33 protein-coding genes are annotated in these 26,930 nt (G+C 56.3%); 6 read left to right on the forward strand and 27 right to left on the reverse strand.

The features are described 5' to 3' along the window. Positions 1 to 18 precede the first annotated feature (18 nt). Positions 19 to 366 carry a hypothetical protein gene (locus H6X51_RS02635; RefSeq protein WP_185265961.1) on the forward strand — a complete coding sequence of 116 codons (348 nt, stop codon included), beginning with the start codon at positions 19 to 21 and terminating at the stop codon, positions 364 to 366. 4 nt (positions 367 to 370) lie between these two features. Here the strand turns inward: H6X51_RS02635 and H6X51_RS02640 are convergent, their stop codons facing one another. From H6X51_RS02640 to H6X51_RS02760, 25 genes are all read right to left on the reverse strand, one after another. Then, positions 371 to 1,921 carry a conjugal transfer protein TraG N-terminal domain-containing protein gene (locus tag H6X51_RS02640; protein ID WP_185265962.1) on the reverse strand — a complete coding sequence of 517 codons (1,551 nt, stop codon included), beginning with the start codon at positions 1,919 to 1,921 and terminating at the stop codon, positions 371 to 373. Beyond that, entirely contained in the window at positions 1,918 to 2,292 is a 375-nt protein-coding gene (locus tag H6X51_RS02645) for a hypothetical protein (RefSeq protein WP_185265963.1), read from the reverse strand. The genes H6X51_RS02640 and H6X51_RS02645 overlap by 4 nt, the downstream gene beginning before the upstream one ends. Then, positions 2,292 to 3,734, reverse strand: coding sequence for a hypothetical protein (locus H6X51_RS02650; RefSeq protein WP_185265964.1), 1,443 nt, complete (start codon positions 3,732 to 3,734; stop codon positions 2,292 to 2,294). Before H6X51_RS02650 ends, H6X51_RS02645 begins: the two co-directional genes overlap by 1 nt. Positions 3,735 to 3,736: 2 nt before the next feature. Beyond that, positions 3,737 to 4,747 (reverse strand): TIGR03756 family integrating conjugative element protein, encoded by a 1,011-nt coding sequence (locus H6X51_RS02655; protein WP_328795610.1) that lies wholly within the window; start codon positions 4,745 to 4,747, stop codon positions 3,737 to 3,739. Further along, positions 4,674 to 5,087, reverse strand: a complete 414-nt coding sequence (locus H6X51_RS02660) for a TIGR03757 family integrating conjugative element protein (protein WP_185265966.1) — start codon at positions 5,085 to 5,087, stop codon at positions 4,674 to 4,676. The genes H6X51_RS02655 and H6X51_RS02660 overlap by 74 nt, the downstream gene beginning before the upstream one ends. Positions 5,088 to 5,308: 221 nt before the next feature. Then, positions 5,309 to 5,569 (reverse strand): DUF4282 domain-containing protein, encoded by a 261-nt coding sequence (locus H6X51_RS02665; protein WP_185265967.1) that lies wholly within the window; start codon positions 5,567 to 5,569, stop codon positions 5,309 to 5,311. A gap of 148 nt (positions 5,570 to 5,717) precedes the next feature. After that, the gene (locus H6X51_RS02670) at positions 5,718 to 6,500 is read right to left on the reverse strand and encodes a DsbC family protein (protein ID WP_185265968.1); all 783 of its coding nucleotides are present in this window, start codon (positions 6,498 to 6,500) and stop codon (positions 5,718 to 5,720) included. After that, entirely contained in the window at positions 6,497 to 9,406 is a 2,910-nt protein-coding gene (locus tag H6X51_RS02675) for a conjugative transfer ATPase (protein WP_185265969.1), read from the reverse strand. The genes H6X51_RS02670 and H6X51_RS02675 overlap by 4 nt, the downstream gene beginning before the upstream one ends. Then, positions 9,406 to 9,858 carry a TIGR03751 family conjugal transfer lipoprotein gene (locus tag H6X51_RS02680; RefSeq protein WP_185265970.1) on the reverse strand — a complete coding sequence of 151 codons (453 nt, stop codon included), beginning with the start codon at positions 9,856 to 9,858 and terminating at the stop codon, positions 9,406 to 9,408. Before H6X51_RS02680 ends, H6X51_RS02675 begins: the two co-directional genes overlap by 1 nt. After that, positions 9,845 to 11,266 carry a TIGR03752 family integrating conjugative element protein gene (locus H6X51_RS02685; RefSeq protein ID WP_185266132.1) on the reverse strand — a complete coding sequence of 474 codons (1,422 nt, stop codon included), beginning with the start codon at positions 11,264 to 11,266 and terminating at the stop codon, positions 9,845 to 9,847. Before H6X51_RS02685 ends, H6X51_RS02680 begins: the two co-directional genes overlap by 14 nt. 15 nt (positions 11,267 to 11,281) lie before the next feature. Then, positions 11,282 to 12,097, reverse strand: a complete 816-nt coding sequence (locus H6X51_RS02690; RefSeq protein WP_185265971.1) for a TIGR03749 family integrating conjugative element protein — start codon at positions 12,095 to 12,097, stop codon at positions 11,282 to 11,284. Then, positions 12,094 to 12,726, reverse strand: a complete 633-nt coding sequence (locus tag H6X51_RS02695; protein WP_185265972.1) for a PFL_4703 family integrating conjugative element protein — start codon at positions 12,724 to 12,726, stop codon at positions 12,094 to 12,096. The genes H6X51_RS02690 and H6X51_RS02695 overlap by 4 nt, the downstream gene beginning before the upstream one ends. Continuing rightward, a complete protein-coding gene (locus tag H6X51_RS02700) occupies positions 12,726 to 13,109 on the reverse strand; it encodes a TIGR03750 family conjugal transfer protein (protein ID WP_185265973.1) in 384 nt (127 codons plus the stop codon). Before H6X51_RS02700 ends, H6X51_RS02695 begins: the two co-directional genes overlap by 1 nt. 10 nt (positions 13,110 to 13,119) lie before the next feature. Further along, positions 13,120 to 13,485, reverse strand: a complete 366-nt coding sequence (locus H6X51_RS02705) for a TIGR03745 family integrating conjugative element membrane protein (protein WP_185265974.1) — start codon at positions 13,483 to 13,485, stop codon at positions 13,120 to 13,122. Between the two features lie 45 nt (positions 13,486 to 13,530). Continuing rightward, positions 13,531 to 13,758, reverse strand: coding sequence for a TIGR03758 family integrating conjugative element protein (locus tag H6X51_RS02710; RefSeq protein ID WP_185265975.1), 228 nt, complete (start codon positions 13,756 to 13,758; stop codon positions 13,531 to 13,533). Next, on the reverse strand, positions 13,755 to 14,102 hold the full coding sequence (locus tag H6X51_RS02715) for an integrative conjugative element protein, RAQPRD family (RefSeq protein ID WP_185265976.1): 348 nt from the start codon (positions 14,100 to 14,102) through the stop codon (positions 13,755 to 13,757). Before H6X51_RS02715 ends, H6X51_RS02710 begins: the two co-directional genes overlap by 4 nt. Before the next feature lie 138 nt (positions 14,103 to 14,240). Then, positions 14,241 to 14,939, reverse strand: coding sequence for a TIGR03747 family integrating conjugative element membrane protein (locus H6X51_RS02720; protein WP_185265977.1), 699 nt, complete (start codon positions 14,937 to 14,939; stop codon positions 14,241 to 14,243). Next, positions 14,932 to 17,118, reverse strand: coding sequence for a type IV conjugative transfer system coupling protein TraD (traD, locus tag H6X51_RS02725; RefSeq protein WP_185265978.1), 2,187 nt, complete (start codon positions 17,116 to 17,118; stop codon positions 14,932 to 14,934). Before traD ends, H6X51_RS02720 begins: the two co-directional genes overlap by 8 nt. 2 nt (positions 17,119 to 17,120) lie before the next feature. Next, on the reverse strand, positions 17,121 to 17,636 hold the full coding sequence (locus H6X51_RS02730; protein WP_185265979.1) for a hypothetical protein: 516 nt from the start codon (positions 17,634 to 17,636) through the stop codon (positions 17,121 to 17,123). Further along, entirely contained in the window at positions 17,636 to 18,184 is a 549-nt protein-coding gene (locus tag H6X51_RS02735) for an integrating conjugative element protein (RefSeq protein ID WP_185265980.1), read from the reverse strand. The genes H6X51_RS02730 and H6X51_RS02735 overlap by 1 nt, the downstream gene beginning before the upstream one ends. Before the next feature lie 2 nt (positions 18,185 to 18,186). Then, a complete protein-coding gene (locus H6X51_RS20405; protein ID WP_407925936.1) occupies positions 18,187 to 18,864 on the reverse strand; it encodes a transglycosylase SLT domain-containing protein in 678 nt (225 codons plus the stop codon). Between the two features lie 6 nt (positions 18,865 to 18,870). After that, on the reverse strand, positions 18,871 to 19,611 hold the full coding sequence (locus H6X51_RS02745) for a TIGR03759 family integrating conjugative element protein (protein WP_185265982.1): 741 nt from the start codon (positions 19,609 to 19,611) through the stop codon (positions 18,871 to 18,873). Positions 19,612 to 19,620: 9 nt separating this feature from the next. Continuing rightward, the gene (locus H6X51_RS02750) at positions 19,621 to 20,259 is read right to left on the reverse strand and encodes a hypothetical protein (RefSeq protein WP_185265983.1); all 639 of its coding nucleotides are present in this window, start codon (positions 20,257 to 20,259) and stop codon (positions 19,621 to 19,623) included. Next, the gene (gene pilL2 / locus H6X51_RS02755) at positions 20,256 to 20,894 is read right to left on the reverse strand and encodes a PFGI-1 class ICE element type IV pilus protein PilL2 (RefSeq protein WP_185265984.1); all 639 of its coding nucleotides are present in this window, start codon (positions 20,892 to 20,894) and stop codon (positions 20,256 to 20,258) included. Before pilL2 ends, H6X51_RS02750 begins: the two co-directional genes overlap by 4 nt. A gap of 92 nt (positions 20,895 to 20,986) precedes the next feature. Further along, positions 20,987 to 21,262 carry a hypothetical protein gene (locus H6X51_RS02760; RefSeq protein WP_185265985.1) on the reverse strand — a complete coding sequence of 92 codons (276 nt, stop codon included), beginning with the start codon at positions 21,260 to 21,262 and terminating at the stop codon, positions 20,987 to 20,989. A gap of 88 nt (positions 21,263 to 21,350) precedes the next feature. On the opposite strand from H6X51_RS02760, the gene H6X51_RS02765 reads away from it, so the two are divergent. From H6X51_RS02765 to H6X51_RS02785, 5 genes are all read left to right on the forward strand, one after another. Further along, positions 21,351 to 21,902: a hypothetical protein gene (locus tag H6X51_RS02765; protein ID WP_185265986.1), complete on the forward strand. Its 552-nt coding sequence runs from the start codon at positions 21,351 to 21,353 to the stop codon at positions 21,900 to 21,902. Between the two features lie 186 nt (positions 21,903 to 22,088). After that, positions 22,089 to 23,228, forward strand: coding sequence for a radical SAM protein (locus H6X51_RS02770; protein WP_185265987.1), 1,140 nt, complete (start codon positions 22,089 to 22,091; stop codon positions 23,226 to 23,228). Continuing rightward, complete coding sequence (locus tag H6X51_RS02775) at positions 23,225 to 23,839, forward strand: 3'-5' exonuclease (protein WP_185265988.1); 615 nt, start codon at positions 23,225 to 23,227, stop codon at positions 23,837 to 23,839. The genes H6X51_RS02770 and H6X51_RS02775 overlap by 4 nt, the downstream gene beginning before the upstream one ends. Next, positions 23,836 to 24,417 (forward strand): AAA family ATPase, encoded by a 582-nt coding sequence (locus H6X51_RS02780; RefSeq protein ID WP_185265989.1) that lies wholly within the window; start codon positions 23,836 to 23,838, stop codon positions 24,415 to 24,417. Before H6X51_RS02775 ends, H6X51_RS02780 begins: the two co-directional genes overlap by 4 nt. Beyond that, on the forward strand, positions 24,414 to 25,214 hold the full coding sequence (locus H6X51_RS02785; protein ID WP_185265990.1) for an aldo/keto reductase: 801 nt from the start codon (positions 24,414 to 24,416) through the stop codon (positions 25,212 to 25,214). Before H6X51_RS02780 ends, H6X51_RS02785 begins: the two co-directional genes overlap by 4 nt. A gap of 85 nt (positions 25,215 to 25,299) precedes the next feature. Here H6X51_RS02785 and H6X51_RS02790 read toward each other — a convergent pair whose 3' ends face one another. Together H6X51_RS02790 and H6X51_RS02795 are read right to left on the reverse strand one after the other, a co-directional pair. Next, entirely contained in the window at positions 25,300 to 26,229 is a 930-nt protein-coding gene (locus H6X51_RS02790) for a hypothetical protein (RefSeq protein ID WP_235991217.1), read from the reverse strand. A 3-nt stretch (positions 26,230 to 26,232) separates the two neighbouring features. Next, positions 26,233 to 26,472, reverse strand: a complete 240-nt coding sequence (locus H6X51_RS02795) for a hypothetical protein (protein ID WP_185265991.1) — start codon at positions 26,470 to 26,472, stop codon at positions 26,233 to 26,235. Between the last annotated feature and the right edge of the window lie 458 nt (positions 26,473 to 26,930).

Below are 26,930 nucleotides of genomic sequence, written 5' to 3' on the forward strand. Positions count from 1 at the left end.
TTTACTGCAGGAGAGCTGATGGCCTTCAATCTGTACGGGGAACCGATCCCTGACATTGTCACAGAAAAGCCCGCCGTGGAGCTGCCACAGCGGGCTGATGGCCGTGCCTGCAATATCTATGGTGAGCCGATCGAGGACGCTGAGACCGTAGCCGCCAAGAACCAGCAGCTTCCTCCAACTCCGACGCACGTCCAAGTTGTGCAGGGGGCTGTTGATGCGACCCTTCCCGTAGTAGGAAAAATCGCGTTGACTGCGTTCATCGAAGGAACCTCCCAAGCCTCACGAGACATTGAGGCCTACCTCGGCCTGGGAAATATGCACGAAGACGACGATCTCAACATTGTCGGTTTTTTTGATAACGAGTAGTTGGCTACCTTAGTTTTCCCTTGACTGCTCCTTCCGTAGCATCTGCTGCTTTGTCCCCAGCGGCCTGAGTACCTTGCGCGCCTTTTCCTAGCTGTAGACCTATCTGATTCCCGGTCTGAAATCCAGCCCAAGCCATTACCGCCATCCAGATCATTGGTAGCACCAGGAACATCGCCCACTCGATGATAACCAGCAGAGACTTGTCATAGAGGTTGGCGAGGCCAAACGCTGTTTCCAGCGCACTTGTAGTGGAGCCACCACCGCCATAGAGCATGGTAATCAGGTTGTTACTCAACCACCTGGCCAGCTCCCACCAGAAGGTCAGAAACCAGATGGCAAACAATCCAAAAGTCGCTGTCCCAGCCACAGTCATGCTGTAACCCGACATGACCAGTACCAAGGGCAGACAGATAATTACTGCCATGACCAGGACCGCCTGGACCATCGGCAAGCCCATCTTCAGCATATCCATGCCCACCTTACCTTTGGCCACCTGGAAAGCCCCACCGGCAGAGCCCAGCAAGCCGCTTGTCACCTCGACAGGGTTCATAAGCGAACTGCCGCCGATATCCCGATAGCCCGACACCGGCCGCACATGTCGGCCATTGGCTGCGGCCTCGCGGGGACTGACCATCCGCCTGATCACCGCCTCCTCGGCGGATGCATGCACTCCCACAGCAGCCTGGATCGTAGTCCAGATACTGGGGTTCACTTCATCGTACAGGCGCTTGCGCAATCCCTGGGTGCCGTCAGACCACCATTCCGCGCAGCTTGGATACCCTGGCTGTCCTGGGCCGGTATTGCTTCTGGCAGAGTCGCGTGCTTCCACATAGGGAAACCCCGGGATGGGACGCGGTGCATAGAACGCATCATAGAAGCCAGGCGTAGTCAGAAAGTGATTGGCTCCCAGCCAGGCAGTGTCCTTAGCCAGGCCTCGATCGATGTTGCCTGAACCTTCGCGGAACAGCTTGTTACGTGCAGCTCCATAACAGGCCTGCTGGAATTCACTGACCTCTATTTGAAGAATAGGGTCCTCGATCTCCTGCAGGTCAATTTCTGTCGCTATGGACTGCCAGTCAGGGGTGCATGGAATAGCCGCCACTGCGCTATTGGTCATCCCCTTGGACATCACATGCACGAACGCCCACCAGAGTGGAATATTAGCAGTCTGGCCAGACAGTGAGTTCAGCGTGTCACTGCTCCACTCTCCGTCCCCTATCACCGCTACTGAGCAATGCCCACCGCTTCCATCCGTGCGGACGATGGTGTTGACCGGGTTAATGGATACGCTCAACAAGGGCAGGCACGTGAAGGCGTAGCACAGCACCATGGCATACAGGCTTGTTTCAATCCGATTAAGTGCCAGCTTGCCCTTATTGCCCTCGTCGTCCCCCTCTCTACGCGCACGGAACCATTCCGACACCATCATTGCAACAAACGGCACCGCTGCCAGGCCGGTCGCCATCAGGGTATTCCAGAGCGCGTTATTGATAATCCAGCCCAGCAGCAACAATGGGGCTTCCATGTAGTCGGTCACGATCAGGTTCGCGTTCATGCCTGCCCCCAAGCAGCAGCCAGGTTGTAGAGTTCAATCAGCAGCACGAAAGCCACTGCCGCATATTCCAATCGCTTGAGCTGCCTAAGCCCTTCGTGGCCACCATTCTCATCCCGCATCAGCCACTGCACCGCCTGCATACGGAATCGGCCAAGCCACAAGGCTACTGCCGTTGCATACAGCAGAAGGCGCCATACCAATAACGCCGGAGCGGCGGACAACATCATCTGCCCATACTCATCCAGCCCACCAGCCAGATGCGAACCGACATACACGATCAACAAGCCCAAGAAGATGACCAGAATCCATGAAGTCACGCCTACCATGGCGACCCGCATGAATACCCTGCTGAAGCCACGTTTCGTACTCATCAGGGTGCTCCCGCGCCAGTTCTGGGACGGCCACGGCTGTCGAGCGTCGAACCAGGCACAAAGGTCTCCACTTCGCTGGCCCCCTGAGACCGCCCAGCCGCACGCTCCAGAGCGACCACCGCCGTGTTGCTGGCCATCGCCGTGCGGATATCCAGCTCGGTCTTCAAAGCTGCAATGTCACGATCCAGTGAGTCGACCTTCTGATTAAGCGCCGGCGCAACGGGGGACTGCTCACTAGCCGTAATCTCGGCGATTCCCGGCTCGGTCATACCTGCCATCAAGATACGTCTTGCCCACATAGCCTTGATCAGCGTCCTGGACAACGCCATTTCGCTGGAAAGCCGGTGGGCCAGTAACTCAGAATCAGGGTCTGTTCTGATCGCCTCGATCACACTGCGCGATACTGCCAGCCCCTCACCACCAGAGACCTGACGCAGGTTTTCCGGCGTAATGGGTAATGTGCCAGCCAGTAACTGCATCAGGGTGTTGAGAATAGTCTCTTGCTCCTCCTCCAGGTCCTTCATCAGGCCGGTACCAGCTTGCCCTTCACCGCGCTCACAACCATCACACGTCTGCAGAGTCGTTTCGCCCACCACCTTCTTCAGCCAACGAGCGGCATCTTCGGGAGCCCCCCAAACCGTACACATACCGCCCCGACAGTCGCCTGCAGAAGGAGCAGCACTGCTACCAGCCTGGTTGCCGCCGCCCGGCCAGGTCCCGCTATTGGTGGGTACTGCTCCCCAACCACCCCCTCCACCGGTTACTGGCTGAGTGCTGACCGGGTCAGTACGCGCATGCAACAGGTTGTAACCGGCTACTGCCACATCCGTGACCACGTTGATCGGCTGCTGTCCCTGGCCACCCCGCTTACTGCCGCCCACCCAGGTTACGCCGTCATCTCCTCCAACCTGCTCGACCTGCGCCTGTGCCTGGACGGGGTCACGAGTAGCTGCCGCGGCACTAGACCAAGCCTCGCCGGTAGCCACCTGTTGCAGGCGGGCCCCCATCATCCAGTCCCCCATCTGAGCGGTCATGTTCTGGCACGACAGCTTGCCCCGGTCATAGTCGATTCGCCCCTGCAGAACACCATTGCTGAGCAACTCATAGAGCTGAGGATAAGAGCGCTGGATAATTAATGCCGGCAGCGACGCCACAGCTCCCTGGGCATTCTGAATCACGTTACCCATCAGGTTCTGGAAGGTGTTGGTGACGCCATTGAGGGAGTTCGATACCGAGTAACCCAAGTCAAAATTTCCACAGGTGGCATTGACGTTCCAGCGCACCCCCATATGGATAGGAGCAGGCGGGAGGTTTATCCCGGATGTTGCCGATACCGAGAACGGGCTGGCACCGCCAATGCGGTAATAGATGTTCTCGGCGTGTGTGGAATGGCTCGCTGCAGCACTCGCCAGGGCCAGGGAAAACAGCATAGTGCGTTTCATATTCAACCTCCTGTATGCCATAGCAATCGCTGGCCACGCCGCTCGCAACAGCTGTAGGGTCTCCACAGAGCCCACACGTAGTCACCTGATCCATCGGTACGATCACCGTATGAGGACAGCTGCCCTCGATCGGGCCACACATCGCAACTGTTCTCGCGGCTGGGCGATAGTGCCTGCCACTTGTGCGTGGCTGCGCTGCCTTCAAGCACTGGAGATGGTGGCCACCACCCATCTCGGGAACTGGGTGTCAGCGGTTGGTAGACATGGGGGGAACCACTTCGGGTAACCAGGTCTGCGACACGCTGGGCCGCCAACGCTGCCCCACGGTAATCATCCGATTGCGAAACAAACCCGCTACGCGGATAAATATTCCCCCAGACATCCCCTGCCCGCCCCAGCTCGCGCATACCGGGTACATAGGCTTCTGGATACAGCATTTCAACCAGGGCCTGTCGCCAACCCACAATATCCAGTGTTGAGAAGAAGTGCGGCTTCATAGATACGGTGCCGGATGCGCACACCATGCCCCGCAAGCCCGTGAGCGCCGAGAACATCGAGGTACCAGGATGGCCAATAGCATCAACGTTCTTGAATCGAAGGATGCTCCGTGAATTGCTATGCCGTGTGGTCATGGTTCCGCCACCTTCCGCACCACTCACCGGCGGACTCAGCGCGGCTACATCCGACCAGGGATTGGCTCCTGTTCTGTTGTAACTGGAGACCACCAACTCCGGGATGTAGTGCTTGACCTTTACCGAGGTCCTGACCCGGCAGCCCAACGAACAGTGCAACCAGGCACATACTCCTACTGCCTGATAATCGACACAGGCTGGCGAGGCTGTAGAGGTGATGATCTCAGCCGTAGAGAGCCTGGCAGCGTGTGCTTGACTGCCACCCCAGACGGCCATGGCCAGTCCAGCAAACCAGATCAGCGTGGATTTACTCAGCATGTGGCAAAGCCTCCTCGATGAGCGCAACAGCGGTGGCCACGTCCGTCTCGCCATAAACAACATGACCGTCAATCACGACCGCGGGGATCTTCTCGACACCGAGCATCCAGGCTCTGGCCACCGCCATGGCAGCGCGCTCATACCGTTCACTCATCTCCAGCCATTCGGCACTCTGCATGCGCTCCAAGGCAATGGCGCTGGCCATGTCTGGATCACCTGGCAGTTGAAGGGATAACAGCTCATCTAGGCCTGCCAAAGCGTCCAACTCCACCACTGTGGCATTCTCAGGCAAGTTGCTAAGTTCAATATGGGATGCGGTAAAAACCTCGGGACCTGCCAATATCGAATTGGACCAACAGGCCAGCATGGCAAACGAGGCGAGACCGGTAGTGATGAAACGCATGGTGAAACAGCTCCGTAGGCGTGAGACCTACAGATTGACTGGCTACCACCAGTCGGCGCATCGGGGAATGTTAAATGCAGTCCAGCGTTTTTCTGGCTCAGCCACCTTTATAGTTCAGCGAGTCAGATAATCAGAGGAGGACAATGGAGTAGCCGCAGCAAGTCGCGGCCACCCGCTCAAGCCTGAACTGAGGTCCTCCTCAGACAGGCCTGGATCGCCGGTCAGGAGTCCCGGTCGGCAAGTTTTTGCAGGTTTTCGTGAATCTTGAACAGCACAATCATCAGCTCACACCAGATCCGAGCCCCCACTGCCCCGATCACGATATAGAACAATCCCCTGATGAAGCTGCCGAAGGAAAAACCACCAAACCCAGTGTACATGCTACCCAAACCGGCAAAGACAACACCCACCAATAAAAGCCAGTACACGACCGTAATGATTTTGGGAGTGAGCATCGACTTGAAGAAGAATATTTGATTCATTTTTATTCCTTGATGAAAAACACAGCGTTAATCGCTGTACAGGCAAAGCCACCCACGGCCTCGTTAGAACAGCCCGCGCTATTCTAGGGCAATGTGCTGGTGTTTCAACGTTCGACCAATATTTGCCCGTTGATGCGGCACCACCGCCTCAGTGCAATTCTCCCTCACCGCTGGATGCGTTGATAGCCTCGGCAAGTTGACCAGCCGACATAAACCCTTCGCCCAGCTCACCGTTGGGCAACACTACGGCAGGCGTTCCTCTAACCCCAAAGTGTTGTCCCAGTTCAAAACCGGTTGAAATAGCTGCACCAGTGCATGTGTTTTGATCCGCCTGTACCCAGCCGCCCTGAAAAGCCTGCTCCAGTGCATTTTCTGGTTGAGAGCTGCACCAGACAGATTGCATTTGCGAGGCCACAGTGGAGTTCAACCCGGCCCGGGGAAACGCCAGGTAACGTACGGTGATACCCAGCTCGTTGAGCCTGGGCACCTCTTGGTGCAAGAGTTGGCAGTATGGGCAGCTGGTATCGGTAAACACGGTCACAACAGCGTGTTCGTCGCCGGCAACGAAGCTCAGAAAGCTGTCCACTGGCAGCTTGGCCAGCTCGACCAGACGATCCTCACGCTGTGCGATCTCCGTCCTATTGACCACCCCTTGAGGTGTGACCTGGAACAGATTGCCAACCAGGAAAAAATTGCCATTGTGACTGACATACACCCGCTCACCGGTTTGCAACCGAGCCTCGTTCAGCCCTAATACCGGGGACGGTCTGGAATCAACAATTGGCAATACCGAGTCAACTTGCTGTCGATTGTCTTTGCCCACTTTGAGCAAAGCGACTGCAACAGCGGTTCCACCGATGAGTGAAATTATGATCATTGCAGCTCCCACCCAGGCGATAGCTCGGGCTTCATCTGTATTTCTCACTTTCATCCAGTGATCCCCCGCTTCTCATCCAGGCGCCTGGCAATTTCGATAGTCGCATCCAGTTCGGAGCAACCCAGTTCGAGCATCACTCGTCGACGCTCCGCCTTCTCCTCACCCTCGGTGCCGGCCAGAGCCAGATACAAGCTGGGTGGTACGATTCGGAAAAGTGATTCGATCCGTCCACCCAATACCACCCCTTCGGTGTATTTGCGGGTCAGCTTTGTCGCCGACTGCACCAGCTTGCGCTGATCATCAGAAAGCTCCTTGAAGCGCATCACCATGGATACCTCGTCAGGCGGCATGGTCAGCAACACCCACCACTCGATCATGTTCAGCAGCTTGGCTGCCACGTCGGGGTAATCTTCTAAGTTTTGAGTAGCCATCCATAGCCAATGCGATAGCTTCCGCCCCATTTTGCCGACCGACACCAGGAACGGTGCCAGCAACGGGTTGGTAGTCAGCAAGTGGGATTCATCGATTACCTGGACGATGGGACGACCGCTATACTGGTCGCGCTCAGCCATGGCGGTAATGACGTTGGTGATGGAGATAATCGACAGAGCCAGCTGGGCGCTGTAACCCCCATCGGCATAGTGAGCGAGGTCAATGATGGTGACATCACATTCTGGCCAGGGCTCGCCTGGCCGGTTGAAAACTTCTCCATCGAAACCATCGACATACAGCCCCAGGGCCTCGCCCATCTCGTAGGCACGCTGGCGACCATGCTCCGGCGTGTCCGGCTCATTGGCGATATCACGGAATGCTTCGCGAACATCCTCCGTCAAGCATTGACGACCTTCACTCACGGCCTTCCTGGCGGCACGAAAAATAGCATCGCGAACGGTACGCTGGTCACTTCGACGAAACAGGGCTTCTTCCTTTGGATCGCCGCCAGTGATCATCAACCTGGCAGTGATCTCCATCTCACCCAGGATGTTGCGCTCATCCTCTGTAGTGTCTTCCTCGATCTCCAGATCCGCCGGGGCATCTTCCTGCCCCATCCGAGCCTCGATGTCTTTCAGTTGCTTTCGACGCAGCTCCTCCGGCTCCAGCAGCCGATGGGCCTCTGCAAATGGTGGCAACCGTACCCCGCTGCCAGGTGACAGCCGTACCTGATTTACACTCAGCCCCAGCCGCTGAAAATACTGACCCAGCAGACCAAAACTGTTGCCCTTTTCAATGACAAACAAACGGGGCCTGCGCACGGCCATCAGCTGGGCAAGCATGCCGTTCAGCGTGGCTGACTTACCGGCACCTGTCGGGCCGAAAAGCAGCATGTGTGCGTTGGCCTGACGGTCGTCCAGATTCAACGGATCGAAACTCAGGGTTTCCCCTCCCCGGTTGAAAAAGCTCAGCCCAGGGTTCCCGGTGCCTCGCGATCGTCCGAAGAAAGGGGCCAGGTTGGCCAGGTGCTGCACAAACTGATACTGGGTATACCAGCGATTTTTCCGGTCCAGCTCCGGTTGAAAGTTCATGGGCAGCCAGCGCAGATAGCTGTTGAGCGCCGCCACCTCATCTTCCAGCTCGGTGGGTTTGAGGTTGGCATTGATCAACTGGGTACCCAACTGTAAAAGCCGAGTGTCCAATTCAGCCTCGGTGTTCCCCTTGACGAAAAACACCAGGCTTCCCTGGTACAGCTTGTGACTTTCGCTGAGCATATCCCGGGCTTTGTCGCAGTCGCTGCGCACGCTGGCGGCCAGCACGCTGTCACCGATAGCCTTCTGGCGCAGCGTGTTGATATGGTTTTCCAAGGGCTCCTGCGGCGTCGAAACGATAGTCAGGCACGCAACTGTACCTTCGGGAAGGTGATCAAACAGCGCATTGCGAGCAGCCGAGTCGCCCCGCGGCAACTCGCCTGTCAGATGTCCGACTTTCGGTGGAGTCCTCAGCTCCTCAACTGGCACTACGCAGTGCGGCATGCCATCGAAGTACCACAGCCCCGCCTCCACATCGCCTCGAGGACTGGAAGCCAACAGGCCTTCTGAAAGGTCGTAAGACCAGGATGGGAGTTCGGGATAACGGAATTGGTCATAGAATTTCCTGGGATCTTCAGGCGACAGGCGTGGCTTGGGGTTGAACCACGGCATCATCCAGTTGTGAAAATCCTCAGCACCATATCGTTTCAAGCGCAGCCCAGCAGCGCCCAACCCGCCGACCAGACGGTCATATACATGGTTCACCGCCGCCTCGGGGTTCAAGGCACGCTTACGGTCGCCAATGCGCTTTTTCCCCTGTTTCGCATGTTCCGGCAGCCATCGATACAGCACCAGGCGCGTTCTGCGGGTATGGCCACGCCAATCGGCCTGAGTGATGACTTCATCAAAGAACAAACCACCAGGCTTGGAAATAGCCTTCAAATGCTGCTCCATGTTGCTCAGCCAATCCTGGGTGTAGGGAGTCTCCAACACATCCGGCTTTATATAGTCGTGGATCTGCTCGATGTCGGATCGAGGATTGGTATCGTCACTGACATACAACTGAACCACCCAGGGATGGTCATCTTCCTCCGGCAGGCTATCCTGCAGCGCTGCCTCTATCTGATCACGTATATGCTCCAACGACTCTGGCGATCGCCCTTCAGTCGGTACCGGCGTCACTTCCGCTATCACACCCACTGACTTTCCATCTTCCAGGAGAAAGCAGCCGGACTCTTCAAGAAACTCCACCCAAGGCAGCCGGCTGGCGAAACTTGGTGCACGTTCGTAGGCGCTTCGCAGAGCCGACATAGTGATGGGCTTACCCCGCGGCAACACCAACTGACGGCCTGACTCATCGGTGATCAGGTCCTCCATATGTGGTGCCATCTGATTGGCAGTTGTCGTCTCAGAAACGGCGTCAGAAGCATCTGGTGATGACACACCTGTCCCCTTGGCGGGGAAAAGCCGCGACATGAATACATTGAATCCAGACATCAGCGCGTCCTTCCAGTACGGTCAAGCTGGTTGACTTGCGGCCTGGTCATATCGCCTGGCATTGCATACTGCGGCATGCTGTAGAGCGGAAACACGGTCGAGTATCCTGGTACAGGTACGGGCTCTGCTCCAGCCAAGTGAGGAAAGACGTACATGACCAGGTCTGGGTTGGGCAGACGGGCAAACTGACTGTAGATTTCATTGGCAGCTGTACGGGTATATTGAATTCTTTGCTCCACCAGGGCTCCATCCGAAATGGGGCGGCGCAGATCCGACCGTGCATCAAGCAAAGCCTGCTGACTCAGATTGTCCCCGCTTCGGCCGCTGGCCGACTGGCGCCACAGGTCCTGCATTGTCTGATCGCCATGAGGCATCAGCTCTTCCTTGGACGTGGCACAACCGGCCAGAACAGCCCCAAGCAGGGCCACTGTGATGATCTTAGGGAAGTTCATAGGACACCCTCGCTGTGCTGCCATGGCGAACTTTGCGACCCGCCTGTTCATAGTCAATTTCCAAGGGCCGCTCGATATGAACCGCGACCTCTACACCCGGCTGCACGTACACTGCAGCGAAAGCCTCGCCATAGAGTCGGTTTACCCAGTCGGAAATATCGGAAATGCCGTTGGTTAGTACCGAGGTGACCGCCTGATTTCCAGTGATGGCACTGGACACGGAGCCATCTGTATTGATGGTGGCCACGCCTTCGGAATCGTCGACCAAGCTGGATGCCACTGCGGCACCAGCTGCAGTGATCAATGCCCTGCTGCTCAGATATTCCTTGGCATTGCTACGGCGTATACCGCTGACACAGGGAATCCCGTAGGGATCGGAAATGTAGCCAAGCACTTCGTCATTGGAGCGGCTCTGGCGGGTGTTACCGGTCTCGGGCTGAGGAACGGTGCGAATGGTTCCGTCCTCAAAGACGAAGGTCATCGAAGTGATGCTTCCTCTCACGCAGGAGAGGGTCCAGTCACCGGTGGCAGTACCGCTGACGATCGCCGAATGCACTTCTGGAATCTCGATGTGATTGGCAGTCAGGTTGTCTTTACCAATCACCACCTTGAAGGGATAAGGGTCGCTGACGGTACCGTTCACCGGCACCCGGCCAATCAATGCCGTCATGCCCAGTGAGCCCATCAGGGTGGCATTGGCAGGGACCGTATAGACCGGTTGCACCAAGGACGCATCAGGCTTGCCAGTCACCTTGGCTTCAGCAGCGGTGGCCCCTCGCACCACAGAATCCGCGACCACATCTACGCCGTCGGCAAACGCGGTAGGAAATGACCACTCCCCCTGGTTCCGACCTTTTTGCTCCTGCACACCGTCCATCGGCGTCACCCAAACTGTAGAGGGGGCTGGAGTGTACTGATGGCTGTCATTCCTACCCGTCCCAATGGGCATCTCCCCACCGCTGGCTGACTCGGCATCCGAGGTATAGTTGTTTTTCAGCTGTTCGAACTGTCGCTCGAAGCGAGCCAACAGTGACTGCTCCTTACGCTGCTCCTCTTCCTGCATCCGCCGACGCTCCTGGCGCAATACTTCCTCCAGCCTGCGATCAACGTTGGCATTCTGTTCTGCCAGCTTACTGTTCTGCTCCACTAGGCGCCGACTTTCGCTGCGGGTATTTTGCAGATCCTGCTCCATCAGCCGGACGCGACCAACCAGGGTAGCCACAGTGTCCTGGGGGGTATCTGCCTCTACTCCCAGCAGCTCCAGTTCTTCTGATGTGAGCTGGAGCGAAGCATCCACCTGCTGTTGTGCCTGCCGCCCGGAGCCTTTACCACCGGACATTACGACGATCAGCACAACAATGACCAAAACCGCTGGCACCAGAATTTTCAGCAAGCCGTTACTCTTCAATGACATCGACATAACTCAGCCCTCCTGTGGCGCCGGCTGAATACGTGGTAGCTGCAGGTGCTCGGCCAGCGGCCCCTTCGTCACGATAATGACGGTCGTGGTGCCATCCAGATGCCCGCGTGGACCTATGGTTGGGTGCATGAAGGTGGCCGCCATCAGTGCCCCATGCAGATAACGCGGATCCAGTTCAAAGCTGCGGTCTGGATCCTGATTGCGCAGCTCAATCGCCGTCGCATGCAGTCCCTCCAGGGTCCATGCAGCTATTGGCCTGGCCTCCACCGGCAAGGCTGGCATCAGTGTTGCCATCGACTCCGGCAGCCGCATGGCTACCCGGTTGATACCCGGCACAGGCTCGATGACTCGCAAAGGCGAATACAGGGACTGGGCAACGTAGCGGGTTAACACCACCGGCAACGGTGCGCGCCGTTCAGCGGCTGGTTCGGAGCGCTGGCCGGCGTCGACCTCAGCCACTTTCTCGGCATTGACCACCTGGATCTGCTCTGCTGACGCCCCTGTCTTGGCGGTAAGGTCGACCAGGATGATTTCACCAGTCGATTCGTCCTTCAGTTGAACACGCTGGGTATCAAACGCTTCATGGGCTTTGAAATAGAGAACCCCGCCGGTTGACTGCACTCGCAGGATGTCCTCATTAGCGATTGTCACCGGCAGGCCGACCGACACATTCCGGTTCAGTACCACCAGTCGTTCTTGACCAACCGGCAAGTCGATCACCAGCGGCGTCCGGTCCCACTCCATCAACTCGACGGCATAGGCCAGTGGCGCTGCCAGCAGAGCGCCACACAACAATCCTTTCAACAAATGCATTTTCATTGTTCTCCCCCCGGCATGTTCAGGCGTTGTGGGACTCCGTCAAAACAGTCAATCTGCAGGCCGAACGGATTCCGCTCGCGATCCACATCAGCTCGAACGACACGCAAGGGGTAACGTACATACACATCACGCACATCCACCCCCGCGTACTGCTCGTTGATCACCAGGTCTAGGTTTGCGATCCAGGTGTCCTGTCCCAGGATCTTGATGGACTCAGGCCGATAGCCCCTGCCAGGCACCTCGAAAACACCCCGCACCCGCCCCCGCAGCTCCGATCGGCTGCGACGCATTTCATATTCCTCGTTAAGCGTTACCCGGCAGGCGGGAGTGAAGAAGGCTTGCAACCCATGCAGGTTGCGCTGATAGTCAGCCTCACCGTTGACTGGCCAACGATTGAGCTGCTGCCAGATGTAAAAGCTGAATGCATAGACGGTAGAGGGTGGTACTTCCCACCACTTCTGGGTTGAGCCGCTACGCAGGTCCGGCGGGATATTGATGGTCAGATCCTTGGGGGCCTGGTTCCATCCCCACCACATCGCAGCACAGGCCAGCACAAGAACACCACAAATGGCGCGCAGCGTAGTGATATGCGAATCCCGTGAGATATTGGCATTCCGGTATTGGGACATTACTGTCTCCTGAGATCGGGCTTGAGGATGGGGTTTCGGCGAATGCTGTACCGGGCCGTTTGGGTAATCAGCTTCTCCGCTGAGCTAAACCCCTTACACGCCAGGTAGAACTGGAGCTGACGATACATAAGAGAGGTCGGCCTTCCTCTACGGAGGCGGCGCATGATGGTGCCGCCAAAGAACAGCGTCAGCCCTGCTCCAAGAAAGGCCACTGTAGGCGCCATAGCAATGACGCCCATGATCAGTGCCGCCACAATGCCGACCGGTGTGAACACGCCCAGGCCGGCCAGCGTCAACGTGGCCACTTCCTTCCCAGTCATCCCCCTGAACACTACCGGAGCAGCATTCAACCGCTTGGGTACCCAACTGATGGTCTCGGCCATACGTCCCCCGTTACTGCGAGAGAACCGGCGCAGCTTCAGTGGCCAACCAGATTATCGCGACGATCAACAGCACCCCAACCATAACGGTCACCGCAAACTTGCCCCAGGTCTCCCGCTCACGCGCTTCTTTGAATGATGCAACACAGGCTGATGCCACCACGAAGAACGCAACCACGCAAAGAACCAGACCGATCAGAATTGCGCCGTCATAGATGTATCCCTGCAGCGTGCTCATAAGCCCACCACCGCCACCCTGAGAGGGCGCATCCATCGTGGGCAAACCTTGTGCAAAAGCCTGGCTCATTCCGAGACCAGCCAGAGCCAAGGTCTGCGATGTTCTTTCTCCAACGCTCTTGATTACCTGTTTAAACTTCATGTAACTGCTCCTTAGTAAGTGGGTACATTTCAAAAAAGCGGACTCTCAAGACAGCAGAATCCAGAACATCACTACGATGATGAGAATCGCCTTGATTGCCGTATGCAGGGCTTCATCCCCATCCAGATTGTTTTTTGCCCAGCCCCGGTAACAAGAAGTCAGAACCCAGGCTGCGATGATCAAAACCACCACACAGCCAACACCAACGATCAGCGCCCATACATCGCCTGACTCGAACCCTGATCCGGATTTGAAGGCGTCTTCTGGCGTCACGGCTCCTGCCTCAAATAGCGGCCGACCACATCGTCTTCCATGGGCTCGAGGCGCCTTGGCGGCATACGTGACGGGGATAGGTACTCATCCAGGCCGCGCTGAATGACCTCGACATCAGCGCGCACGCGCGGAATGTCCAGATACAGGTTGATCTGGCCGGCCTGCTCAGCCTGCCGCGCTTCGAGGCGATCCAGGACAGTTGCAACCTGATTAAGCTGGTCCTGGATCAATGCCAGATCACGACGCTGGATTTCGTCATAGGGCTCCACTGCAGAAGCCGGGATGGCAGATACGACGGATGCCGACAGCGCTAGAGGAAGAATCAACGATTTAAAGTGCAACATGTGCCAAGCGGTCCCCGGTGTGATGCTTTGGCTACAGTGTCAAAGTTCCAAGGTGGCAATTCGATAGAGAACATTAAGTGCAATGCGGAGGGTTTTATATGGCAACCAGGGCCGGTAGTTTCGGCCCCGATTATCAGCTCAGAGATACTTCTTAAACGTACTGGTCGCTACAGCAACCAAGAACCCGAACAGTGCTGCACAGGGCAGCAAAAACAGGTTCGGATGAATGGCAAAGGGCAGGCTCAAGTAGATCAGCCAACCCACCATAAACACAGGGACCACCGACCTTTTGGCATGATGGTAGATGAAGGCACTTTCTCGACCCGCCCCGAAACGGCGTAGATCGCGTAACACCAGGCCATCAACGAAGCCGACAAGCGCCGCCAGCAGAAACAGCGGACTGGTCAGCAGCAGGATCACACAACGGGTCAGGGTCATCAGGGTGACGTACATGGCCGCCAGTACGTAGTCCTTGAGCGTAGCGACCCAGCCTGAACCGGAGGTCTCTACTGCCCAGCCGGCAATGCCGGTACGCACGAATAACCAGTCATAAACAGTTGCCAACAGCTCTCCGGCAAACGTCACAGGCTCGGACACCAGCAACGAACGGGAAAAGTTGCTATCCAGCCAGCGCATTTCCTGCCGCATCACCAGTTCTGCGTGTTCTGCGCCGGGCAACCCCCACCAGGCGAAATAGATCCCCGCCCACTCAATCGAGACCGAGACCAGGATCGATACCAGCACCACGGTGAGGATCTTGAACGGCAGTGACAACAGATTTGATACCAGGCCGCTACGCTTCTTTTCAGCAGTCTTTATGCGAGTATCCTCAGCCAAAGCTCTGCCCCTCCGTTGCATCATCGAACGCGCCCGGTTGTGCTTCAACTACCGGATTTGCGATAGCGAAGCTATCGAAGGCTTTACGCAACTCAGGATCAATCTCCACAGGTGGCGGCGCGACAGCCTCCCACCAGCGGTCCCCTGTGCTGTACTGCTTACGCATGCCGGCAGAGATATCCGTGATCGTTGCGGGAACATCTTTGCCTTTGTCCGGTAACGGCAAGGGCATGCGAATTTTCCACAGCTGACCGCCCTCCATCAGAGCGAAAGCCTGCCCTTTCGGCAGGTTGACGATGTCGGCCGGCTCCAGCATGGGTACCTGCACGGTACTGATACGGTCACCCCCTGAACTGGTGAAATCCACATCTGAGTCAGGATTGCTGTTGTCCGAAGCCATGGATACCAACATGCGGGTTTGCACGTTCACCTGTCGCAGTTGGTTGGTTAGCAGCTCTGCCGTCTTGTCTTCCCGAACCCGTAGCATGATCAGGTTGTTGAAGTTACCCACTACCTGGCCCGCCTTGGCAGCACTGCCGATCTTGGCCTCGATGTCGGAAACGGTTTGGGTGTAGGCCGTGACCTGGATACCCGCCCCACCCCCTTTGTTTATCAGTGGGATGAACTCTGGCCCCATCAGCTCGTTGAACTCATCGCAGTGCAGGTTGATGGCGACCTTTCCACTGACAGCATTGGGCAGCCCGTCATCAATACCGAACTTGTAGATATGACCGGCAACAGACACCAGGTCCGCAAACATCGAGTTGCCAATCGCCTGGGCAACCTCGAAGTCGCTCAGCGCATCGAGGCCGACATACACAATGCCGCGTTTGCGGATCACTTGCAGCCAGTCGAAGATTGGGCGCGTGTCCTCAAGGTCATCGTAGTCTGGTGACAACAGCTCATTGATGCGGCCACTGGTGAGCTTTTCCAGCAGCGGCAATAGTGACGCCACAATTTTGTCGAAGTAGGTTTTGTCGTAACGCACGGCACTGAGCAGTCCCTCCAGGACCGAGTCTTTTATCGACACATCAGGTGACTGCAGATACTGAATCAAGGCTACGACGCGCTTGTCGCGCCCCATGAGGTTCCTGGGCCAGTTCCGATCATTCAATCGTCCTTCAAACTCCGCAACATGCCCCCATGCACCAGGTAGCGCAGCCTCCAGCTTCTGCTCGGCATACTCGATGAGCAGACCGTCGATATTCACCACATCAGTCAAGATCTGCTCATAACTGGGCCGATGTCCCAGGGCATGTCGAGCCCGGTTAACGATATTGACAAAGCGCCACGCGAACTCGCGGAACGCGGCACTATTCCCCTCATTGGGCAGCGCGTTGGCAATCCTCGTGGCGACCTCAGATAGCCTGCCAAACCGGCCTACTGCGTTATAACGTGCAGACAGTGCCGGCCACCCCAAATGGAATACGTAAAACTCATCCTGGCGACCAGCACGTACAGCTTCGATATACATGCGTACCAGCAGGTCCGGGTCACCCTTGGGGTCAAAACAGATCACTACATCCTTGGTAGGCCGGTGAATGTCCTGGGTAATCATCACTTCTGCCATGCGGGTCTTGCCTACCCGCGTCGTGCCCTCTACCAGAGTGTGGCCAACACGCTCACCCAGTGGCATCCATGCGTCTTCCTCCTTCCACTCCACAGCATGAATAGCCGGGTTACCGCCGACAGGAGGCAATGGTCTTACGGGGTTGAGTGGTACGTCAGCACTGAGCATTTTCACCACGACCCTGGCAGCTGTATGACGATCGAGCTTGATCTCCAGACGTCGAGCGAGTCGGTACCACTTCGACGGCCTGACATAAACCTGGGTATTGGGCTGCTGCGCTTCGTGCAGGCGCTGGGTGTGCTTAGCTTCCCAGCGAAACCCTTTGCCCAGCCAAAGGTACCGGCCGCTCACCGGAATCTGCTCACTACGTAGTGCAAAGCGCGGTAGACGACGCATGTTTCGGCGGTATCTGAGAATGATCCACGCTTGCCGGCCCCGGTATGCAGCATAGGCCAGAAACCCTGCTGCCATTCCCAGTCCTATTGAGGGCGTCAGAGCGAGCGACCAGGGCGCCCATACGCATAACACTGCGCAGCCTATACATACCCATACGGTTTGAAGCTCTACCGCTGGGCGCAGCAAGGACTCCATCGGGTGCCGTTGGCTCATGGCTACGTCTCCAACGCTGCGATCGCAGCTTTGGCAATGGCCAAGCCATCCTGTGCCAGAACCGCCACTAACATGCGGTAATGATCTGGGTCATAGTCACTCAAAGCCGTGAGCCCGGCAAAAACACCATTGGCCTTCAACCCTGACCGTTGAGCAGCAGCGATATACAGTTTCAGCGCAGGAATACGCTTATCCCTATGCTTGAATCTCACAGGTAACGCAGGCTCTGACAGGCTATCAACTAACGCTGCAATCTGAGGCCAGGCCTCGGCATCCTCCTCAGACAGATAGGAATGTGCATAATCAATGCAGAGCTGGTCCAGCCGATCTTGAGTCTGCAACTGTTCAACCAGGTCGGCGGGCGTAACATCACGACTCATGGCATGTAACGCTATCCACATGGCGCGGCACAACCACAGCACATGGGCCTGCTCGCCAATCGCAACAGGCTGGCTAATCAAGGGTAGCTCCAGGCTGGCGAACGCATCCCTTGGTAGTTCCAGGGCGAGGCAATCCATCATTGCTCCAACCCCGCGGCGGTAATGAGAACGGGGTAATGGGTCAGCTCCAGCAGCGTGGCCAGCTCACCTCCCGGAACAGGGTCTATTCGTAAGCCAGGGACTACATCCAGCAGCACCTGTAACGAGTCCGCCGACTGCACGTTGACGGCCAGGCCGCTGGCTCCAATCTGCAGCAGTGTCTGCCCCCTGGCAGCCAGCCAACTCAGGCTTGCTGGATCATCTCCCACAATAAAGAGAGGTGAAAAAGCGGGCGGCATCGACAAGGAACGGCGCTCAACGCGACCAGGGCTAAGGGTCGGTGTCTCTACCGGCAACATATCGTCAATGGCATATGGCGCGGTACGCGCAGCCTGGATCCCCTCATGCTCGGGCACTCCAGAACCACCGATCGCCACGAAATAAGGGCGCGCCGGCTCGCCACCGACATCGGCAACAATGATGAGTGAGGGTAGCCCCTCTGGCTGAGCCAGAGCAGCGCCGGACCAGGCAATGGCCGCTATGCACCCGGTTGTTAAGCATCGTATGGCACGGCTTATCAAAAACATATTCAACCTCCAGGGGAAATCCAGACCATGGCCACAGGCGCAACCCACCGAGTTGTGGCTGCTTGTACCTGGGCCGACCCAGAATTTGAAAGGATGGAAGACCTTGCAGAGCGCTGGGCTTCTGCGTTGCGGTGAGGCTTTAGGTGGGATGCCACCGTCTCAGCATAGCGACGGGCAGCCTCCCCTCCCGCTGGGCGGTGGTATCGCCCTGTCGCAGTCAGCCAGTGACCAGTAGCATCGAAGTGAGAACGCAAGATTGCTGCAGCCGCATCAAGGTTGTCATGGGGATCAAGGGCCACACAGGGGTCGGAGAAGCGCTTCCCCGCACTGAATAGACCAGGGTTCCAATAGACATTGAGTTGGGCAACCCCTACGTCCACCAAGCTGGTCTGCTCTAATGCAACCCGCAAGGCCCTGCATGCCTCGGCGCGAGAATTGAAGTAGCTGCCCAACCCGGCGACATTCAATGTCCAGGGCCAGGGCGTATGCTCACCATCAAACGTTCGACCAGACTCGGTGCGAGCCACGGCATACAGAAGGTCCGCCGGCACATCATGCTGGTCACCGACTTTCTGAAACAAAGCAGGAGTGAGTTGATCTGCAGCCAGGGCATTGGCCGGCATTACCCCAAACATGGAATAGATGACACAGGACAGAACTACCAAGAAGCACTTTCGCATCGCTCACTACCGCTGGCGGACGATAGGTAGCGATCGCCCTGAAACATCCAGGTCCGTGCCATGGTTCAGCGTGACAGAACCACTGGTAACTCGCTCCACCGGTATACCAAGGCCGGTCGCCCAACGCCGTATTTTGCCGTCATCATTATCGCTATCGACAACCCAGACATTGACCGCTCGCCCGTCAGACACCATATCCCGCACCGCGCTGTCACACCCTGAACAGTCTGCCATCGCCACAATGACGTCATAGCGCACCGGGCTAGCGGCCTGCCCCAAGGCGCCCAAGCCTGCCGAGGCAAGTGACTCTGGCTTCATTGTGAATGTTGAAACGCGGGGCTGATCCCCTGCTATCCGCTGGATCGCTTCGTCATAGGAACGCTGGTAGGCCAGCTCTCGTTCAATACGCTCATACTCAAAACGTGCCTGTAGCTCAGCATATCGACGGCGTTCCTGATCTGTCCGAGCTTCGACACCCAGCGCTGTCAGCGGATCAAGACCAGGGGACAGAATGCCACGCCTCCCAGCCATCAGAGACTCATAGCGCTCCCACTCCGTATCGGTCAGGCCCCACTCTGCTGCTTTTGCTCTACTGTCAACACGCTGGGTTTCAGCACTCTCCGTCCGGTCGAGCTGCAGCTCCTGCTGTTGGCTCTGTTTCTCGTGGGCCTGCAGCTGGAAAGCCAGTGAGCTCAACACCAACCCCCATCCGAGTCTCTTGAACGGCGCACTCAACAGATTGGCCATGCTCATCTCCTACTGCACTGTCAGCTCAACAGAGCCGGTACCAGAAATGAATTCAGCAGTACGCTCCCCAACGCGAGAAACCCGCCAACCTGAAAATGCCTCTCCAACTTCCAACAACCGAACTTCGTTGAGCGACTGCGCGCTATGTGAGGCCACCGCGACAAAAGGCCGACCACCACGCACCTCAATACCGGTTACATCAAACGCAGGGGCTGCCGGCTTTGGTGTTGCAACCGGCTTGGTCGGTGCAGGCCGACGCGGAGCCGGGCTACTCTGCGTAGTACGCACTGCCTGGAGCCTGGTCAGTTGCGCCTCAAGCCGATCGACTTCTTCTTTCAAGCTGGCAATCAGCAGGTCCTGCTTGCCTTGCTGTTCAGTGAACTCATCTACCACCACCCGCATGGCAGCAAGCTGACTGAAAAACTCGTCATAATGCTCGCGGTACTCCACTGACATCTTGCGGATGCCGTTACCACTCTGCTCCCAGCGCTTTTCAGACGCCTCGGTGGCTTCCAGCAGTTGCATATCCAATGTTTCCAACCGTGATTCGTACTCTGCTTGCCAAGCGAGTAACGCCTCATCATTCGAGCCTGAGCATCCTGCCAGCGTGAGAATGGCCATACCGGTTATTAGTCCTCGGCGCATCATGGCTGCCCTCCTCCCAGGGAAGGGCTATCAGGCACCGGTGAGACCTGGACGTTGGAAGATGTGGGTGGTGCAACTGGAGCGTCGCTCGCGGTAGCCTGAGTCAGCCTGGCTACCCGCAACCCATAACAGACTTCCCGCGTTACCGGCTCAACCTGCAACTGGTAACTCGGTCCGCCAAGCAACTGAAGTGCTGCATGTAATGGCATAGGCCCCAGCTCATAGTGCGCAGCCGGCAATGGGCGGCTGAACAAGGTTTCCAGGGCAGGTTTGCCTTTGGCAGAACAGAGCTGGTAACCCGACCGATCCAGCGTGTGTTTTACCCCATCTGCGACAGTAGCCTTGAGCCTGGTCGGGATTCTGACCTGAACTGTCTGTTCCAGCAGGTTGCTCTGCCCTGCCTGCGCAGTTGTTGAGACCAGCGTATAGCGACCCGTGCGCAGCACCTCCCGTTGATCCTGCTTCTGCTCGGCATACAGATCATTGGCAATAGGCTGGTAGCTGGGCAGCTCCAGCTGCTGTGAGTCTGGATACTGCTCTGCCAAGCTGGGTGCCACCGGCTGCTGTACACAGCCACTCAAAGCGGCTACCGCACAGCCCGCGGCAAGCAAAGAGAAATGGTGTAAGCGAAACGACATGATTTGTGCCCTCGTGATGAGTCGATCAGAGGGCACAATGCGGGAAGGGGTTTGTGGCAGCGATGGAGAATGTTAATTCGCTTTGAGGATTTTTAAGCTTTGATGGAGGTCAGGTCTGGCCGCCTCGTGATAGCAACCGACATCAACGCAAGGATAAAGTCCTCGCAACAAGGGCAAGAGATGCAGCCAGGCGGTTGACTATCCATCCAACGCCCACATTCGATTCCTGGTAGATCCTCAGCCAGCACACCATGAAGCGCCGCCAGGTGTTCCTGAATATCCTGATGAGACGCGACTTCAAGCCATGCTTCGGTCTGGATCTGCAACTCATGCAGAACCTGCTCTTTCATTTTCGGTGGGATGCTCATAACGTGTCTCCTGAGATCAGAACCATCAGTTTCACGAGTAGCGAGCACCTCATCTATGCTCAATTGAAAATCACATTCTGGAGATTTCATGCCTTACAGATTGGTCAGAATCGACTTTTCAGATGATAGAAAATGCGCGTTTTGCTCCCGCCCGCTCACGTCTGGCAAGGTCCGCATACTGGTTGATGATAACGAGCATGAAGCCCACGCTGGTCCGGTTTGTACCAAGAAGAACATATCGAACCTGGGTGAGCGAGTTCCTGACTTCACCCTTACCGCACTGAACGGCGACGAACCTGAGATGTCTGGTGTAGGCGGTGGTAGAGCTGGCACTCACATCCCAACACAGACACCAGAGGATAAAGCACGAAACAAAGCTATCAGCTACTTACTGCTACGTATAGAAAAGCTCTCACATTTGAACGGTATGTCGCAGCCCAAGCTTGCTGAACTGCATAGTCGTTATCAGGCTCGAAGGCTTACAGCAAACGACTATTCCTATCTGACCAACCTCATGAATAAAGTTGATACTGCACAAGAACCTGCTCGCCATTTATGCCTGCCAGTTCTGGATCAATCGATACCTAGCAACAGAAACCCAGATCTCTGGATGAGTCAGACGGTTGAGTCCGGCACCTAAAGTGCTTTGAGCAGGCTACAGCTAGGTTGGCACTGGCTTGTTCGCAGTATCCTTAGGTAGCCTTGCCTGAGCTGATGGCAAATTGATAACCTTGCGATTCATGACTCTCGTAGCGACTGAGACCGAGCGCTAAAAGCAGAATGGGATAAGAAATCCACGGCTCGTCGAGCCGCGAGGAGCACATCAATGGATAATGGCGTTGCCATCATCGACGTTTCACAGCGATCACTGGTTAACGCGAGCCTGAGAGATCCCGTCGAGTACCGCAAAAGCGGCCTCAGCCTGAACCACATCGTGGGATGCCCACTGGATTGCAGCTACTGCGTGAGGCACCTGTTCGGAAACTTCGATCAGCGCAAGCCTCAGGCATTGATGTCCGATACGGAAGCGTTTGAACAATTCGTATCCCATCGCTTCTTCCAGCCCCATATCACACCAATTCAGCTGTTCAATCGAGCCACCGACCCGATGCTACCGGACGTCAAAACCCACACTCATAACCTCCTGCGGTTGTTGGATCAGGCGGGGCTTACTAACAACGTGCTGATAATCACCCGCTGGCGAGTGACTCCGAAGGACTGCGAGCACTTCAATGCATTGTCCAATATCAAACTGACAGTGCTAGTGACCTATTCTGGAATCGACGACCCCAAGATTGAACCGATCAAATCCTCAATCGCAGCTAATAGCCTGCACACCCTCTTCAAGCATGCGCAGCGCTACCGAACCTTGCTTTATTGGCGCCCCATAATCCCGGGACTCAACGACTCCAAGGAACACATCGCTCGTGCTGCTCAGTTGGCCAAACACGCTCACGCAACCGTATTTAGCGGTTTGTTTTACCGTCAAGAAATTGCAGAGTACTACCAAAACCAAGGTATCCCCGAACCCTACACTTCAACCGCCAGGCGCAAGCTTTTGCCACTGGAGGAAGAACAACGGTTGCTAGGGTTGTATCAAGCGCACGCTACAGGCACCCCGATTTTCCGCAAGACCTCCTGCGGTGTGGCCTATGCTCACCAGCAGCCGGACTACAACGGTCACTTCGGCATAACTGAGCTCTGTGATACTTGCCCAACCGCTCAATACTCAACGTGTAAGAGCGCCTGGAAGAAGCCAGATGAGGAGCTGCTAAACAGCCTATGCAAGCGCCTAGGTGCCGAAGGTGAGCCGGTGATAACAGATCGCTCCATCATTGTTCGCGGCCTCGATGAACAACGGCGGTATTTCATGCAGCACACCCTTAGATATCAGGTACACGACGCCGACAAACCGCACCACTACGATCGCCATGGACGCGCAGAAGCGCAGAGGAAAATCTCATGACAGACACTGAGTTCCAGTGGCCCTCCGAGCCCATCGTAATTGTCGACGTTGAAGGAAATGGCCACACGCCGCCTGACCTCGTGGAGCTAGCTATCGCATCGTTCCCAGTCGTTGAAGGTGAAGAACCTTCGAGCTGGCTCATCAAGCCGCCGAATCCTATCACTTGGCAAGCCAAACGTGTGCATGGCATCGGCAATTCCAACGTGAAGAGCTCACCCGTTTGGAAGGAGCTGCAGGACGATGTCGAACAGCAGCTTCAGGGCAAGTGGTTCGTAGCGCATAACGCCTCCATCGACTATGGCGTGATGAAGCGCCACTTGCCCGACTGGGCTCCAGTAGGTGTGATAGATACCCTGAAGCTCGCACGCCATGTGTATCCGGATGCTGAAAGCCATAGCCTCTCTGCGCTGCTGGCTATGACCGGCCTGGACAGTGAAGTCTCCGGTGAGCTACATCGTGCCGGAGAGGATGCTCGTGTTACCGCCCTACTCCTGAGCCGCTTGATCAAAGACTCACTCATCAAGACCTGGATAGAGGTGTGCAAAATCGCGCAGCTCAAGATTCAGATCGACAAAGAAGAGCCAGCACCAGAACAAGGAAACTTGTGGTGAGTTCAATCGTCATCGGGGTTGCTGGCACCCATTCGACCGGCAAATCTACCTTCTGCAAAGAGTTGAAAGCAGGTCTTGAGTTAAAGGACATTCGCGTCGAAACCGTTCCTTCTTTTGGGGCATTGGCGGTGCAACAAGGCATCCCTCTGCTGACCCAGCACACTTACGATTCCACGATGTGGTTCATCGAACGGACGCTTGAGGCAGAGCATGCTGCGCGCGCTAAGGCCGACGTCGTTCTGGTAGATAGGCCAGTCATTGATGCAGTGGCCTATTGGTGCGCAGCAGTCGAGTATCGAGGCATAAATATCGCTACGCATGAGCTGGAAACGATAGGAAGCCTGATGATCAACCATGGCCCAAACTACACGACTGTTCTTGCCACGAAGCTGGATCACTCGATTGCGCTGGGCCCTGGTCGAGATACTGACTCCTGGTTCAGGACAGCGGTTGACACTCATCTTCATGACCTTCTTGACCGACACGCTATCGCCCACAGGGTGCTCTCTCCCCCGGCGCGCAATCGGATTCTCGCGCATGTCACTGCCGACGTATTTCAACGCTTGGGGTTAGCATGACGTATTCATCGCATGGCATGCTGGCCGGGAAGAAGGTTCGACGCCTGGGGTTTGGAACCATGCGGCTGACAGGGCCTGGGATTTGGGGGCCTCCTAGGGACGAGCAGAACGCGATCCGGGTCTTACGTTCAGCAATTGCAGCAGGCGTCCAGCATATCGACACTGCTGACGCATACGGCCCGCATGATGTGGAGGCATTGATCCACAAAGCACTTTATCCCTATGCGGACGATTTGATCATTGCAACGAAAGGCGGATTTACCCGTCAGGGCCCGGGCCAATGGACGCCGTGCGGTGTGCCAGCCTATCTACGCCAGTGCGTGGAGCTTAGCTTGCGCCGGCTTGGCGTCGAAGCCATCGACCTTTACTACCTGCATAGAATTGACCCAAACGTACCGCTCGCCGACCAGGTTGGAGAGCTGGAAAAGCTGCGCGCGGAGGGAAAGATCAAAGCGCTGGGACTGTCCAAGGTGAACATTGCCCAAGCTATCGAGGCTGCAAAGATTGCTCCAATAGCAGCCATCCAGAACTCTTTTAGTTTGATCAATACCGAGTCAGAGGACGTTGTGCGATGGTGCGCGACCAACCACATTGCCTTCGTGCCCTATGCTCCCCTAGGAGCTGGACGATGTCTTGCTGGAGCCACTCATAGTAATACAGATGACCCGGCGACACCGCGAAGCGCCCTTCGCTGGCTGCTTGATTACTCACCGTCGATGTTCCCCATACCAGGTACATCAAACGTCTTACATCTGACGGAGAACATGAGGGCTGCTGACGTAGAGCAGACGAATTAGTCACTCATCAATCTGCGGTGTTACAACAGCAATCAGCCTAGTAAGCGCCACCTCGAACGGAGGGTGTTAATTCGCTTCCAGGGTTTTATGCATTTCCCCTACGAATCAAATCACCGAGCACCTCATGAGCAAGAGCGACCAGCTCCATATTACGGTAACCTTGTCCGTCCGGCTGATCGATCAGGTTCTGGAAGTACTGATGGTCGAATTCGATAACTTGTTTGTACACATCAACAAGAACTCCTTTTCTTTCCGACGTGACCAGCATCGCCATACTTTCTTGAAGGCCACCCTCCTCCTTGTCCTTTTTGTATCGGTGATGAATGAAAGAGACGGATAGGTCAAACCAACAACCCGGCTCGTTGGCTACCCGGCCATCAACTCCAACCTGCGCTCCCTCCACCTTCTGGACCACCGCCTCAGTCAGCGCCTCATTGTTGCTCACATGCTGCTTGAAGAGCGCTGTCGCATTCGACATATAGGCAAATATCCACGGTACATTAATCACTGTCGCGCCAGTGTATAAGTGCCCTCGTGTTTCCCGGTAGGTCTCCAACATTGACTTCAGCTTGGCCCGTGAAAAACGGATGCCCGTCTGTTTACGCAATATGTATTCGACCCGGTCAAACTGGGTAATCAGAATTTCCAGTATCTTTTGTGATTGAGTATCTTCAGTTGTTTTCCGAGCATGCTGGTCATGCTGGCGAGGCTTGAAGTACGGACAACGCTCTCTCGCCGCCTCGTCATCAGAAGCCAAGTCAGGAATGGTCTTACAGGCATGTTTTCCGAACGGTGCTCGGACATGCTTTGGAAGCCGGTATAACCCAATAATCTGGATAGGATTGTCACATACCGGACATACAGCGTATTGGACTCCTTCACCGCTACTGTTAGTCCGGTACCAACGCTCCCGTTTCGCGGTACGGCTCTCGAAATCTGCTCGCTCGATGAGCCGAAAGCCGCTGTCATTCGGGGTCAGTTTATAAATATCCATGCCGTCGACGGCTCCAACCATTTCTCAATCCTGGATCTTATAGCGCCCCTTAACTTGAATCCACCAATCGCTTGGCAACGGTGGCACGCCACCTTCAACCTCGGCCCATCTCAAGCACTGGAGAACAGTTTGAAGCGCAAGACTGAAGTCGTGGTGCTTGTCACGCAAGGCAAACACCAACTCATCATCACAGCATTCCCCACCAGCGTCAGACCCATTGCCAACCAGGTTGGCGCGATTATTCAGAATGTCATCATGTCTCATATTCTGCTCCTCAAGTGGACATGAGGCGACAATGGATCACAGCTAGGATACGAACGATGGGAAATGTTAACCCGATCGGGCCAGCATTGACCGACAGGGCCTCCTACCCGATAATGAAAGCTCACCCCGTTGGCTACTGACGGTTTCAGTAGCGCCCTTTGAGTCCCTGTGGCTCATTGCCCTATAAGTGCCTGCGACTGGTGAAAAGGCACGGTTCCAACGTCCAAACGTCCACGGTGTTGCTACCCGGAACCCAGTCTCCTTGTACTTCGCCCTCTTGGTCGAGGGCACCCTTTACCCGGCAACATTGGCCAGCCATGACGCTTCACTGAGGCACCATGGCTGGCCAATGTTCCAATTGCTTCACACCGGCAGTGCCCGCTGCTTGAACCCTGGGCTCCCTTTGTGCGGGAATCGCGCATACAGATCACCGAGTCGCGGCTGCACATCAGATTCGG

The sequence above is a fragment of the Halopseudomonas xiamenensis genome, from assembly GCF_014219065.1.
Lineage (GTDB): Bacteria > Pseudomonadota > Gammaproteobacteria > Pseudomonadales > Pseudomonadaceae > Halopseudomonas > Halopseudomonas xiamenensis.